Consider the following 13,352-nt stretch of genomic DNA (forward strand, 5'->3'; position numbering starts at 1 on the left):
ATTCGTGCAAACAGCTTGACTGAGCGATGAGTTGATTATAGAAGCATTCCGTAAAGACGATCAGCGCAACTGCTGACATAACCGTGATCGACGCCAATGGTTTATAACCGGCTTTTTCCGTCATTTTTGATTCTGCTGTCTCTTCTCGGCTGTAACCAGCCGGATATGCGGACATCGACCTGCGAATCCTGCCACAGGGGCATCGAGATACTCTCTCCTGCTCACCATTCCTGTGTTTCCTGCCATCGCGGAGACGACCGGACGCTCGATGCCAAAAAAAGTCATCAGAACATGCTGGGACCGAAGAATCCATCCGCTCCCGATACCTGGGAAAAGGGCTGCGGAGAGTGTCACTACCACCAGCTAAGCCGCATGCGTTCCAATCTGATGTACACGACGACTGGCATGATCAAGAATATCCAGTTGACCTGGGAAGGTGAAAACGGGCGTCTTTACGCGGGCAAGGCCGACCGGGTGTTCGACGCCCGGGGGCATGAGCTGCTGCTCAACGGTGTCGCCGATCTCGATCATCTCTCCGGCGAATTGTACCGCAAGTTCTGTTCCCAGTGCCATGTGGGGATCGATACCACCAACGTTTACACGGCGAGCCACGCGGCTGGCTGCGCGGCCTGCCATTTCCCATACAACGACCGGGCGACTTACGAAGGGAAGGAGCCGTCGCTCAAAGGTAAATCACCCTATTCCGCAAGCCACCAGATGGAAAAACTTCCAGACAACAAGGTTTGCGTTCGCTGTCACAACCGCAGCGGCCGGATCGCCCTTTACTACGAGGGATTCAATGATGGCAGCAACTCTCTCGTGCCGACCAGAAACGGATCTCCCGGACCGGTCATGTTGAGCGGCAACCGCAATGCCACCCACATCGCCCCGGACGTTCATTTTGTCGCGGGCATGGACTGCATAGACTGTCATACTTCGCGGGACGTCATGGGGGACGGTTACGCGTATGAAAACATGTATCTCCAGACGGAGATCAGTTGCGAGGATTGCCATGGCGGGGGAGATTCCCGGCCCCGGTACCGCGAAATAACGAGGGAAAGCGATGAGGCGCTGCGCGAGTCTCAGCAGTACAAGATCAAGATGCGTCCGGGGATGAAGATGATGCTTACCGCCAAAGGGCGGATGTATTCCAATGTTTTTTACCAGGATGGGATTGTCTATGTTCTCGGCAAAAGGAGCGGGAAACTGTTCAAAAGCAAGGTTATTTCCGGAACTCCGGAGCATGCCGTCTTCGGGCATGACCGTCTGGAATGCTATGCCTGCCATTCGCGCACGGTGGCCCAGTGTTATGGATGCCACACCAACTATGACAAAACAAAGCCGGGGATAGATTATATCAAGCAAATGGTCACCCCCGGCCGCTTCAGCGAGACCGAGGATTACCGGGCGCTCTATCCGTTTCCACTGGCGCTGAATCAGCGGGGCAAGATTTCCCCTGTCACGCCCGGTTGTCAGACTTTTGTCACCGTCATCGAGGCGGATGGAACTGTTTCCAAAAACGAATACGTGGCAAAGTTCAAAGGAAAGAGTCAGTTGCGTTTTGCCCCGTTTTATTCGCATAATACCGGAACGAAGGCGATCGGGTGCAATGAATGCCACGCCAATCCATCATTTCTCGGTTTCGGCCAGCATGTGGTCGAGGGAAACAGCATAAACGCCACGATGATCTGCGAAAAATCGGAGAGCAAGCCGCTGGACGGCTATATCACCATGGAACAGGGAAAGGTGCGGTCCTTCTCCGCCATCACCCGTGAAAATTCCCGCCCTTTGAACGGAAAAGAGGTGCGGCGCACGCTCGCCGCCAATCTCTGCATCGTTTGTCATGACAAGGCAAAAGACCCGATTTACCGAAAGGAACTTGATTATAATGCGCTTGATGATAAGCTGCATCGCCGCCTGCTTGCTGTTCATTAACCCGGCGGGCGGCGCTGCCGGTAAAAACTGCACATCCTGTCATCAGGTTGTATTGAAAGGCATCCATGCGGCGCTTTCGTGCGCATCCTGCCACCGCGAAAAGCCGGACGTCATCGCCGATCCGGCATCCGGAAAGCATCATGCCGCCGGCTGCGTCGGCTGCCATCAGGGTTACGGCGCCCTGTTCGATCATGCCATGGCGACCAGAAGCAGGGAGAAGCTCTTTGTTCAGCGAACTATCGGCAACAGCGACTCCGGTTTTTTCGGAAAAAACTGCGGCTCCTGCCACCTGAAGAGTTGCACCGACTGCCACGGGGGGAAGGGGCACAACATCGTCAAGGCAGCGGACAAAAGCTGCATGGCCTGTCACAAGGGGTATTACGTCGGGATGGAGTACTACGGGATGGCGCCCCGGGAAGACAGCAGCCGTTACCAGAGAGGCAAGGCAGCTTTTGGCGAAAAATCCCTGAAAATGCTCCCGGACGTTCACGCGGAGGCGGGCATGACCTGCGGGGCCTGTCACTCCATGAAAAGCCTCGTTACGGGGGCGAAGTCTTCCCGGAAATGCGTCGATTGCCATCAGGCGCAGAAAACCGTCGTCGAGCACCGCATAAAGGCTCACATGGAAAAGCTGGAATGTTATGCCTGCCATTCCGCCTGGGCGGCGCAGGAGTACGGAACCTTCTATCTCCGTTTTATAAACAGCCCAGTGCAGAGGGAGTTTGAGGCAGTCAAAAACAGAGGGGAATATGTGAAAAGTTCCTATCTCAAGAAACAGGATGCCCCGCCTTTGGGGGTCAATGCCGCAGGCAGAGTCAGTCCAATCCGGCCCGAGTTTATTTTCTACGGAACGACCGTCAAAAACAACCGGCCGGAAGGAAAGGAAAGCCGGCTGCTTGCCGCCGAATGGAAGGCCTTTTTCCCGCATACGATAAGGCGGGGGACTCTCATGTGCGATGGCTGCCATGAAAATTCCCGGCGTTTTATTATGGAAAAAAAAGAGGACAGGATTTATAACCTTCCTGCCGACGGGATGACGCTCCCCTCTTTCTGGGAGCGAACTGGCCAGAAGGTTGTCAATGGAGATTTTCTGCCCCGTGAACGCTATCTGCGGATGTCGAAAAAAACGCCGGCTTATTGGAGAGGATACCTGGAAAAATGGCAAAAACTGGTCAATCGCGTCGACGGTTCCTCGTCGCATTAGCGTTTCTGGCAACAGGGCTTCTCTCGCTGACGAGGTTTTTGAAACCGGCCGCCAAGAGCAAAAAGACGTTGCTCGCCGTGGCCGAGAAAGACATTCCGAGTAACGGCGCCCTCGTGTATAAGGAGGCGCGAGTCGCCATCATCAGGGAGTCGGGTAAAATATCTGCCGTCAGTCTGGTTTGCACCCATCTGGGCTGCACCGTTTCCGCGACGACCGATGAGCTTGTCTGTCCGTGCCACGGAAGCAGTTTTGACTGGAAGGGAATCGTCATCAAGGGACCGGCGGACCGGCCTTTGCCGCAGTACAAGGTGGAAGAACGCGACGGACGGATTGTGGTACTGCTGTAATTATGGATTGACAGAGACAAGAAGCGGAAACATTTGCCAATTTTGACGGCAATCCCTCAGCGAGGAGAAGATTTTTTGTTCAAGGATTTTTTTAAACACATATTTCCCCGGATTGTACTGCTGGGCAATCTGCGGATAACCTATACCTTCTGCCTGGGCGGGCTGGCCTTTACCACGTTTTTACTGCTTATCGCCTCCGGGCTGCTGCTCCTTTTTTATTACCAGCCTGCGCCGGAACGGGCGTTTCAATCCATCCTGTTTCTGGAAGAATCGGTCTGGGGGGGGCGGTATCTGCGGAGCCTGCACCGGCTTTCTTCCCACTTTTTTCTCGTCCTCATTTTTCTCCACACCCTGCGGGTCATACTTACCGGGGCCTACCGCAAGCCGCGTGAGTTCAACTGGGCGATCGGGTTTTCACTCCTCTGCATTACGATTTTCGATGCGTACACCGGCTATCTGCTGCCAATGGACCAGCTCAGCCTGTGGGCGACCCAGACGGGGATGGAGCTGGTCGGGACAACGTTTCCGGGACCGCAGGTACGGGGGATCCTTGTGCCCGACGGAGTCGGCCAGCCGATGTCGCTGCTGCGTTTTTATATACTGCACATCGTGCTGCTGCCACTGTCGGTACTTTCTCTTTCCGTTCTCCATTTCTACCGCATCCGGAAAGACCGGGGACTTTTGCCGTATCTGTGAGTCTTTTTTCATCTTAGTCGCTGAGGTGCGATTGTGAAAGATTACATAAAGAGTTCGCCGCATTTTTTTCGCCTGATAAAACTGGCGGCAGCGCTTTTCTGCGGGGCGGTTTTCGTGCTGGCGTTCTTTATCACGGCGCCGCTTCAGGCGCCGGCAGACATCCGCCATGTTCCCAATCCGGTCAAGTCGGCATGGTTTCTGCTCTGGATTCAGGAACTTGTCAGCTATTCCCGCTATCTTTCGTATCTGGTCGCCGCGATCGGAGCTTTTTTTCTGCTCATCCCCTGGCTGCCGATCAGCCCCCCGGCCACCCGGGCCAGATGGTTTGCCGGCGGCCAGTTCCCGGTGACAGTCATCACGGTTGTCACGTTTACGGCCATTTTAGCGTTGACGATTATAGCCATGTTCTTCAGGGGTGAAAATTGGTCTTTTATCGCGCCTGTCTGGTAGCAATATTACTTGCGGTCTCTCTCGCGGATTACGCCTTTCCCGCCCGGCAGAGCGTCTGTATCACCTGCCACCAGCCTCACTATTCCGGCAAGGGGAGCTGTGTGAGCTGTCACAGGGGTGACGACCGTACCGGGCGTAAGGAAATCGCCCATTATGATCTTGTTGCCGGCAGATTTGCCCACTATAAAATCGAGGGGAGTCCGGTGGCGGAGCGGGGGAAAAAACTTCTGGAGCGATTCTCCTGCCGGCGCTGTCATCGTTACGCGGAAAAGGGGAACCATCTGGCGGGGAGTCTCGATGTGACGGGAGCGACTGGAAAGGTCCGTGATATCTACGAGTCAATCAGGGTGCCGGTGCTCTTCATGCCGAACTTCCATGCGAACGACGCCCAGATTGCCGATCTGGTGAACGCCATCCTGGCGCGTGCAAAATTTCAAAAGCCGCCGGTGGGAGAAACCGCCCTTATAGTTCATTTTCAGGACGTGAAAAATATCCGGAAGAACGTATTTGCCGGAAAATGCGGCAAGTGCCACAAAATCCTCAGCGAACAATCGGGCGGGCTGGGGAGCGGCTATATTGGTCCGAACCTGTCCGGGCTTTTTTCCGAATTTTATCCCAGGACGTATCGCGACGCGGAATCATGGAATCCCGACAAGCTCAAGAAATGGCTGGAAAATCCACGTGATATCAGGATAAACGCCATGATGCCGCCGGTGCGGCTTGCACCCGAGGAGTTTGAGCAGCTGCGGGGAATCATCCAGCTCGATAAATCCTTGCCCGATGCACCCAGGTAGTTTTTAAGCGTTGAATATTCGGTTGATTGAAGTGAGCTCCCCCCTTCTCTTACATGTTGTAAGTACAGCGATTCCTTTTTGATGGCATTATCAGAAAATAAGAACCCTTTGGGCCTGCCCTTTGCTCTATAGCCAATTGCATTGTCTTCAGAAATGTGTATATATACATCTACACATGAAGTGTATGGTCTGCTTTTTATGATTGTTAAACCTCTATAAGAGAAAGGGCTGAAGGAACAAATCATGAAAAATGTTAACGCGTTGAAGATAAGAAATCAGTTAGGCGCAATCTTGGAGGAACTCAGCGAAACCGGAGAGCCGGTTCTTATCAGCAAGGGACGAAAGGTTCGGGCCGTGTTGGTTACACCCGAACAGTTTGAAAGACGGTTTCTCGATTTTCAGACGGAAGAAAAAAAGCGGGAGCTTCTTGAGAAGATAGAATCCCTTCGGGCCGGGCGAATCGGGGGAAAAAGCAGCACGGATGTGCTACGAGAGTTAAGAGGGTATGAAGTATGATCTGGATCGTTGATGCCTCCGTTACCGTGAAGTGGTTCCTTGCAGAAGAGCGCAATTCCCCTGCCGATGCCGTGTTGAAGCGCTGGATCGATCAGCCGGAATTTTTTGCGATTCCGGAGCTGTTCTGTTTTGAGGTGTTTTCCGTTCTCTGTCGCATTCATCCCCGCGGGCGTGAAGTTTTCGTCGAGGGCGTTCTGCCGCTGATTCAGGGTGGAGTTCTCCGGCAGCCAATGACCGAGCAACTGGCCAGCGATGCGGCAAACTTAGTGGCGGACGGGCTCACCGGTTACGACGCGTGTTACGCGGCGCTTGCCCGCCAGTTGGGAGGCATGTGGCTCACCTTCGATGCGCGTGCTCATCGCCTGATCGCCTCCGAGGCCATTTCCCACAATCTGGCCGAAGGCCTGCCGGCGGGGTGGCTTTAATTGCTTAAATATCTCTAACAGAAAATGAAAAACTTGACGCTGCCGTGTGCATCTTTGCCGCCGAGGTATTGATGTAGCTCGCCCGAATAAAAATTATCTTAAAACCCGTTTGGACACCATTCGGTAAAAACGGCTTGATTTTCACGGCTGAAAGAAATATTACTCCCGAACATTATAAGGGTAAGTTGGCAGCGCGTTTTCGCCGTTGGATAATTGAAAAACGAGGTGATTTAATTGGATAATATCAAGATCAGCAAGGATGAAGTCGCCTATGTGGCCCATCTGGCACGTCTCGAATTCAAGGAAGAGGAAACGGAAAAATTCACCGCCCAGATGAACGATATCCTCAGTTATATGGATAAGCTCTCCGAGGTGGATACGGCAGGGGTGACGCCGCTGGCCAACGCGACCCTGCGCAAGAACGCCTTCCGGACGGACGTCGTCGGAGAGTCCCTTCCCCCGGAGCAGTCGCTCGCCAATGCGCCGGAGACACGCGGCGGGTTTTTCCAGGTGCCGAAGATAATCGAATAACGAGGAGAAATCGTAACAAATCGTCACGCCGGTGCAAACCGGGGGTCACGAAAGATCAGTGGCTGTCCCCAATTAAGAGAAGAAAGAGAAATGCTTTATGGAATTGAATCAACTGACAATTCACGAACTTAAAGAAAAACTCCGTTCCGGCGCGACCACCGCCGAGGAGATAACGGCCTCATCCTTTGCCCGAATTGAGGCGGTGGAAAAGGATGTCCATGCGTATATCACGCTGATGAAAGAGACGGCTTTTGCCGAGGCGAAACGGGCTGACGAGGCGATTAAAAAAGGCGAAGGCGGGCTGCTGGCCGGCATCCCGATCGCGCTGAAGGACATCGCCTGCACAAAGGGAACCCTTACGACCTGCGGCTCCCGGATGCTTTCCAATTTCGTGCCGCCGTACGACGCGGCCGTCATTGAGAAACTGCGCGAGGCGGGGGCGGTATTCACCGGTAAGACCAACATGGATGAATTTGCAATGGGCTCCTCCACCGAGACATCGTTTTATGGCACATCCAGAAACCCGTGGGATTTAGAGAGAATTCCCGGCGGCTCCAGCGGCGGTTCGGCGGCGGCTGTAGCGGCAGACGAGTGCATCGCCGCGATCGGCTCTGACACGGGCGGCTCAATTCGCCAGCCGGCGGCTCTTTGCGGCATCGTCGGAATGAAGCCTACCTACGGCCGGGTTTCCCGGTATGGGCTCATTGCCTTTGCCTCCTCTCTCGACCAGATCGGCCCGTTCACAAAGGATGTGGAGGACTGCGCGCTCATGATGAATGTCCTTTCCGGCTACGACAGACGCGATTCGACGTCGGCTGATCAGGAAGTACCCGATTACCGGCAGTTTCTCGGCAAGGGAATCGCTGGCTGGAAAGTTGGCATTCCGAAGGAGTATTTTGTAGGCGGGCTCGACCCCGAGGTTGAGGAGGCGGTCCGCGGGGCAATCAAAACCATCGAGGAAGCCGGCGCCCAATGCGTGGAGGTTTCGCTTCCCCATACGGAATACTGCCTCGCCGTTTACTATATCGTGGCGCCGGCGGAGGCCTCCTCGAATCTCGCCCGTTACGACGGCGTTAAATATGGCTTCCGTTTTCCGGAGGGGCGCGACCTTTTAGACATGTATAAAAAAACCCGTTCGGCAGGGTTTGGAAACGAGGTAAAAAGGCGCATTATGATAGGTACTTATGCGCTTTCATCGGGGTATTATGACGCCTATTATAAGAAGGCCTCTCAGGTGCGCTCGCTGATCAAGCGGGATTTCGACGAGGCGTTCAAGACCTGCGACGCGCTTCTGACGCCGACGACGCCGACCCCAGCCTTCCGCATCGGCGAAAAAACGGACGACCCGATGCAGATGTATCTTTCCGATCTTTTTACCATTTCGACAAATCTGGCGGGAATTCCCGGGATATCCGTACCCTGCGGCTACAGCGCCTCCGGTCTGCCGATTGGGGTACAGTTTCTGGCGGGGCACTTCCAAGAGGGCCGTCTGCTCCAGATCGCCTCGGAGTACGAAAAACACGCCCAAATCGAGAAAAGGAGACCTAATCTCTAATGAATTTTGAACCTGTAATCGGGCTGGAGGTGCACGCCCAGCTTTTGACTGATACCAAGATCTTCTGCGACTGCTCCACCAAATTCGGCGCGGAGCCGAACAGCCATACCTGCCCGGTCTGCCTCGGGATGCCCGGGGTGCTGCCGGTGCTGAACAAAAAGGTCGTCGATTTTCTGCTGAAAATGGCGATGGCAACCAATTGCAAGATCAACCGGGAATCGAGTTTCGCCCGAAAAAACTATTTTTATCCAGATCTTCCGAAGGGCTACCAGATATCCCAATACGCCGAGCCGCCCGTTGAACATGGCTGGATCGATATCGAAACCGAGGGCGGCAAAAAGCGGATCGGGATAACCCGCATCCACATGGAGGAGGATGCGGGCAAGCTGATTCACGACGAAAACAGTCCGGCGAGCTATGTCGATCTGAACCGCACCGGGGTGCCCCTGATCGAGATCGTGGGCGATCCGGACCTTCGCAGCGCTGAGGAAGCGGCGGCTTATCTCCGGCGGATTCACGAAATCCTTGTCTATCTGGAGATCTGCGACGGCAACATGGAGGAGGGGAGCTTCCGCTGCGACGCGAATATCTCCCTGCGTCCGGTCGGACAGAAGGAATTCGGCACCAGGACCGAGCTCAAGAACATGAATTCCTTCCGGAATGTTCAGCGCGCCCTCGAATACGAGATCAAACGTCAGCAATACCTGCTCGAAAGCGGCGGCGTGGTGGTGCAGGAAACCCGCCTGTGGGACGACGCTGCGGGGGTGACCAAATCGATGCGGAGCAAGGAGGAGGCCCACGACTACCGCTATTTCCCCGAACCTGATCTTGTTCCCATAGTGGTTGACGACGAGTGGCAAGACGAAATCCGCCGCGCCATGCCGGAGTTGCCCCTGGAAAAGCGGGAGCGTTTTTCCAGCGAATACCAGCTTTCCGCCTATGACGCCGGGGTGCTTACCCAAAGCCGGGCGCTTGCCGACTATTTCGAAGAGGTCGCCCGCCTTTCCGGACAGCCGAAGGCGGCCGCGAACTGGGTAATGGGCGATATCCTGCGGTTTTTGAACGACGAGAAGAAAACCGTCGGGGAGTGCCCGGTTTCCCCAGCCAACCTCGCCGCGATGATCAGGCTGATTCAGGAGGGGACGATCAGCGGCAAGATGGCCAAGGATATCAGCGAGGCGATGTACAAAACCGGCGGAACGCCGGAAGAGATCATCAAGGAAAAGGGTCTCGTCCAGATCACCGACGGGGATGCCCTCGCGGCAACACTTTCCGCAATCCTGGCAAAAAACCCCGGGCAGGTCGCCCAGTATCAGTCCGGAAAGGAAAAGCTCTTCGGTTTCTTTGTCGGTCAGGCGATGAAGGCGACCGGAGGCAAGGCCAATCCCCAGATGCTTAACGACCTGCTGAAAAAAATGCTGGCAAAACATTAATGGATCCCCTGAAGGACCCGATCCAGACGCTTTTCTGGAAAGACAACGCCGTCATCCTGCTTGATCAGCGGGCCCTGCCGATCGAGGAGAATTATCTGACCTGCACCGATTACCGGCAGATTGTCGCTGCGATCAAAAACCTGACGGTCCGCGGCGCTCCGGCCATCGGCGTCGCGGCGGCAATGGGAATCGCCCTCGGCGCCCTTTCCCTCTCCGGCGAGTCACCCCTCCAGATAGAGCATAATTTTGACGAAATATGCAGTCAATTCTCGGCCTCCCGCCCGACCGCCCGGAACCTGTTCTGGGGGATAGAGCGAATGCGCGGCCGTTTTAACGAATCCCTGAAGCAGTTGTCAAAAAACGGTCAAAGTTTGGAAAATCACAATTATTTATCCCCAGCCAGTTCTCCCCAGTCAATCAGTGCAACGGATATCGCGGTTATTCAAAATATCCTGATCGCCGAGGCCATTCAGATATGCGAGGAGGATATCGCGATCAACATCCGCCTCGGCCAAAACGGCAGCGATTTAATACCCGACGGCGCCCGGATCCTTACCCACTGCAACGCCGGGGCGCTCGCCACCGCCGGCTATGGAACGGCCCTCGGCGTCGTTCGGGCGGCCTGGGAAAAAGGCAAAAAACTCCACGTTTACGCCGACGAAACACGCCCGGTTCTCCAGGGGGCAAGGCTTACCGCATGGGAACTGACCCGCGAAGGCATCCCCTGCACACTGATTACCGACAATATGGCGGCTTTTCTGATGAAACAAAAGAAGGTCGATCTGGTGATCGTTGGGGCCGACCGCATCGCCGCGAACGGCGATACTGCAAACAAGATCGGTACTTATGGACTCGCAGTCCTTGCCCGCGCCCACGGACTCCCCCTCTATGTCGCCGCCCCCCTCTCGACAATCGATACCTCCCTCGCCGATGGCAGCCAGATCCCCATCGAGGAGCGGGATCACGCCGAGGTAACTCACTGCGGCGGCGCCCAGACCGCCCCGGCAGGCGTCTGCGTCTGGAATCCCGCCTTCGACGTCACCCCGGCAGACCTCATAACCGCGATCATCACCGAAAAGGGCGTCATCCGTCCGCCCTTTGACGCCGGCATCAAATCTCTTCATCAGCCGTCCGCAAAATAATTCGACCGGGGTTTTTGCTGTGGCGCCGACCCTGCGGTCCGGGAAGCCTGAGCCGATTTCTCTTGACACATCCCTGCCTTATTTCTATAACTGCCCGGCCGGAAAAAGATTAGACATGAAGAAAGGTTGTTATTGAATTGAATTCTTCTCCCGCAGCAACAGACGTTGAGGGCGGCGTTTCCAAAAAGACAAGCTTGCTGGTGCTGGGCATTTCCGCGCTGGGGGTGGTGTACGGCGATATCGGGACGAGCCCCCTATATGCGATAAAACAGACCTTCTTCGGGGCGCATCCGCTGGCGCGGAATCTGGAAAATGTTCTGGGCGTTCTGTCACTGGTTTTCTGGACTTTGCTGCTTATCGTGTGCCTCAAGTATGTTCTTTTGGTGCTGCGCGCCGACTTTCACGGCGAAGGGGGCATCTTCGCCCTCCTCGGGATCATCAGGGAACAGCATGCCAAAGACGTAAAGCCCAAAAGGTTTATGTGGGTAGTTACTACTGCCGTCATGATCGGCGCGGCCACTCTTTACGGCGATGGCGTCATCACTCCGGCGATCTCGGTGCTTTCGGCCTATGAGGGGCTCGAGGTGATAACGTCGGCCTTCAAACCTGCCATCATCTGGCTGACCGCGGTTACGCTGCTGCTGCTTTTTCTGTTCCAGAGTCGCGGCACGGCGCGCGTCGGCGGCACCTTCGGACCGATCATGGTCGTCTGGTTCATCACCATCGGCGTGGCTGGGCTCGTCTGGATCATCGCTCATCCCGTTGTGCTTAAGGCGGTCAATCCGCTGTATGCCCTCCAATTTCTCCATGCCCACGGCATCCGGGTGGTCTTCGTGCTGGGGGCGATTGTGCTCGCCATCACCGGCGTTGAGGCCCTTTATGCCGACATGGGCCATTTCGGTCGCCGGGCAGTCCAGTTTTCCTGGTACTCGTTCGTTTTTCCCTGCCTGCTTTTAAACTATTTTGGTCAGGGGGCGCGGCTGCTCGACAGTGCGCCCGTTCCCAACAACAATCTCTTCTATGCCCTCTTTCCGCAGTACGATCCGATCATCTATCTGGTCGTCGCGTTGGCGACTATGGCCACGGTGATCGCCTCGCAGGCGCTGATTTCGGGCGCCTTCAGCATGACCAGGCAGGGAATTGTCCTGGGGTTTTTCCCCCGCATCAACATTGTCTTCACGTCGGCCGAAATCGAAGGGCAGATTTACATCCCCGCGGTGAACTGGCTTCTCCTGGCCGGCTGCCTGCTTCTGGTGATAGGCTTCAGAACGTCGAGTTCGCTGGCTGCGGCTTATGGCATCGCGGTTACGGCAACAATGGCCATCACAACGTTCATCTTTTATTTGGTAGCGCGGGGCTGGAGATGGAAGCGGCAGTTGATCGGTCCGGCCTGCCTTTTGTTCCTCCTGATCGAGCTTGCCTACTTTTCCGCCAACACCCTGAAGTTCCTTGACGGCGGTTTCGTTCCGATCGTGATCGCCCTGTTCCTTTTTTATCTGATGAAGACCTGGCAGTGGGGGAGGGCGCAATTGGCCTTCGCCTTTTCCGAGTTTCTGAATGTTCCCCTCCAGCGTTACCTGGAGTTGAAGCAGCAAATGACCGAAAGCCCGCACCTGCGCACCCAGTTTGGCATGCGCAGCATAGCCCAGGTCGAACGGGCCATTGTTTTTATGACCTCCAGACCCATCCTGTCGCCCGCAGACCCCTGCCCAATCGGCCTGAGAATCTATATCCGGCGCAACGGCGCAATGCCCAAACACATTATCCTGCTGAACGTCGCCCAGTTAAGCAGGCCGGTCGTTCCCGACGCGGAGCGCTTTGACGTGATTTCACTCGGCGTGAATACCGTAGCTGTCAACGCCCGCTATGGCTACACGCAGAAACCCGATGTTCCTGTTCTGCTGCGGACGCTCAAGAGGAAAGGGCTCTTACGGATAAATGAGAGGCGCTGGACCATTCAAGTCGGCGAGGAGGAGATATTGCTCGACTCCTCTTTACGGCTTTTCCGACGGCTGATGTTGAGATTTTTCCTGACGATCATGCGCTTTACCAATTCCGCCGATCGCTATTTTGGTCTGCGCGAGTTTGCCGGGCGCAACAAAACGATCATCCCGGTTGTCATCGGGCGCAAATTCGCCCACGTGATCGTCCTCGACGACGATCCCGCCGAGCTGAAATCAGGCATGGATTTAAAGAAATAAGCGACTTTTAAATATCTTTTTTTATAGACTGAAATTCCTCAAAACCATGCTGTCTCCTCAAGCCAACATCTTGTTTTCGCCATGTCCGCCCAGAGCATTGCGAAATTACATCAAAAGAAATGC

General features: G+C 55.3%; 13 protein-coding genes. All 13 read left to right on the forward strand.

What is annotated here, in order from left to right:
- Positions 1–96 precede the first annotated feature (96 nt).
- The 13 genes from M0P74_07555 to M0P74_07615 all read left to right on the forward strand — a co-directional run bounded on the left by M0P74_07555 (position 97) and on the right by M0P74_07615 (position 13,229).
- Positions 97–1,935 carry a hypothetical protein gene (locus M0P74_07555; protein MCK9363437.1) on the forward strand — a complete coding sequence of 613 codons (1,839 nt, stop codon included), beginning with the start codon at positions 97–99 and terminating at the stop codon, positions 1,933–1,935.
- On the forward strand, positions 1,889–3,139 hold the full coding sequence (locus tag M0P74_07560) for a cytochrome c3 family protein (protein MCK9363438.1): 1,251 nt from the start codon (positions 1,889–1,891) through the stop codon (positions 3,137–3,139). Before M0P74_07555 ends, M0P74_07560 begins: the two co-directional genes overlap by 47 nt.
- Positions 3,094–3,486, forward strand: a complete 393-nt coding sequence (locus M0P74_07565; protein MCK9363439.1) for a Rieske (2Fe-2S) protein — start codon at positions 3,094–3,096, stop codon at positions 3,484–3,486. Before M0P74_07560 ends, M0P74_07565 begins: the two co-directional genes overlap by 46 nt.
- 75 nt (positions 3,487–3,561) lie before the next feature.
- Positions 3,562–4,182, forward strand: coding sequence for a cytochrome b N-terminal domain-containing protein (locus M0P74_07570; protein ID MCK9363440.1), 621 nt, complete (start codon positions 3,562–3,564; stop codon positions 4,180–4,182).
- Positions 4,183–4,215: 33 nt separating this feature from the next.
- Complete coding sequence (locus M0P74_07575; GenBank protein ID MCK9363441.1) at positions 4,216–4,632, forward strand: hypothetical protein; 417 nt, start codon at positions 4,216–4,218, stop codon at positions 4,630–4,632.
- On the forward strand, positions 4,605–5,426 hold the full coding sequence (locus M0P74_07580) for a cytochrome c (GenBank protein MCK9363442.1): 822 nt from the start codon (positions 4,605–4,607) through the stop codon (positions 5,424–5,426). The genes M0P74_07575 and M0P74_07580 overlap by 28 nt, the downstream gene beginning before the upstream one ends.
- A gap of 243 nt (positions 5,427–5,669) precedes the next feature.
- Complete coding sequence (locus tag M0P74_07585; protein ID MCK9363443.1) at positions 5,670–5,942, forward strand: type II toxin-antitoxin system Phd/YefM family antitoxin; 273 nt, start codon at positions 5,670–5,672, stop codon at positions 5,940–5,942.
- Positions 5,939–6,367 carry a type II toxin-antitoxin system VapC family toxin gene (locus M0P74_07590; protein ID MCK9363444.1) on the forward strand — a complete coding sequence of 143 codons (429 nt, stop codon included), beginning with the start codon at positions 5,939–5,941 and terminating at the stop codon, positions 6,365–6,367. Before M0P74_07585 ends, M0P74_07590 begins: the two co-directional genes overlap by 4 nt.
- A 234-nt stretch (positions 6,368–6,601) precedes the next feature.
- Positions 6,602–6,898, forward strand: coding sequence for an Asp-tRNA(Asn)/Glu-tRNA(Gln) amidotransferase subunit GatC (gene gatC / locus M0P74_07595; protein ID MCK9363445.1), 297 nt, complete (start codon positions 6,602–6,604; stop codon positions 6,896–6,898).
- A gap of 97 nt (positions 6,899–6,995) precedes the next feature.
- Positions 6,996–8,453, forward strand: coding sequence for an Asp-tRNA(Asn)/Glu-tRNA(Gln) amidotransferase subunit GatA (gene gatA / locus M0P74_07600; protein ID MCK9363446.1), 1,458 nt, complete (start codon positions 6,996–6,998; stop codon positions 8,451–8,453).
- Positions 8,453–9,886 carry an Asp-tRNA(Asn)/Glu-tRNA(Gln) amidotransferase subunit GatB gene (gene gatB / locus M0P74_07605; protein MCK9363447.1) on the forward strand — a complete coding sequence of 478 codons (1,434 nt, stop codon included), beginning with the start codon at positions 8,453–8,455 and terminating at the stop codon, positions 9,884–9,886. Before gatA ends, gatB begins: the two co-directional genes overlap by 1 nt.
- Entirely contained in the window at positions 9,886–11,028 is a 1,143-nt protein-coding gene (mtnA, locus tag M0P74_07610) for an S-methyl-5-thioribose-1-phosphate isomerase (protein MCK9363448.1), read from the forward strand. The genes gatB and mtnA overlap by 1 nt, the downstream gene beginning before the upstream one ends.
- A 137-nt stretch (positions 11,029–11,165) precedes the next feature.
- Positions 11,166–13,229 (forward strand): KUP/HAK/KT family potassium transporter, encoded by a 2,064-nt coding sequence (locus tag M0P74_07615; GenBank protein MCK9363449.1) that lies wholly within the window; start codon positions 11,166–11,168, stop codon positions 13,227–13,229.
- Positions 13,230–13,352: the final 123 nt, after the last annotated feature.

The organism is Syntrophales bacterium (assembly GCA_023229765.1).
Lineage (GTDB): Bacteria > Desulfobacterota > Syntrophia > Syntrophales > UBA5619 > DYTH01.

Coding starts and splice junctions, on each gene's coding strand:
- gatB (MCK9363447.1), top strand. CDS start 8,453: ATGAATTTTGAACCTGTAATCGGGCTGGAGGTGCACGCCCAGCTTTTG.
- mtnA (MCK9363448.1), top strand. CDS start 9,886: ATGGATCCCCTGAAGGACCCGATCCAGACGCTTTTCTGGAAAGACAAC.
- M0P74_07560 (MCK9363438.1), top strand. CDS start 1,889: ATGCGCTTGATGATAAGCTGCATCGCCGCCTGCTTGCTGTTCATTAAC.
- M0P74_07590 (MCK9363444.1), top strand. CDS start 5,939: ATGATCTGGATCGTTGATGCCTCCGTTACCGTGAAGTGGTTCCTTGCA.
- M0P74_07555 (MCK9363437.1), top strand. CDS start 97: ATGGTTTATAACCGGCTTTTTCCGTCATTTTTGATTCTGCTGTCTCTT.
- gatA (MCK9363446.1), top strand. CDS start 6,996: ATGGAATTGAATCAACTGACAATTCACGAACTTAAAGAAAAACTCCGT.
- M0P74_07585 (MCK9363443.1), top strand. CDS start 5,670: ATGAAAAATGTTAACGCGTTGAAGATAAGAAATCAGTTAGGCGCAATC.
- M0P74_07565 (MCK9363439.1), top strand. CDS start 3,094: ATGGCAAAAACTGGTCAATCGCGTCGACGGTTCCTCGTCGCATTAGCG.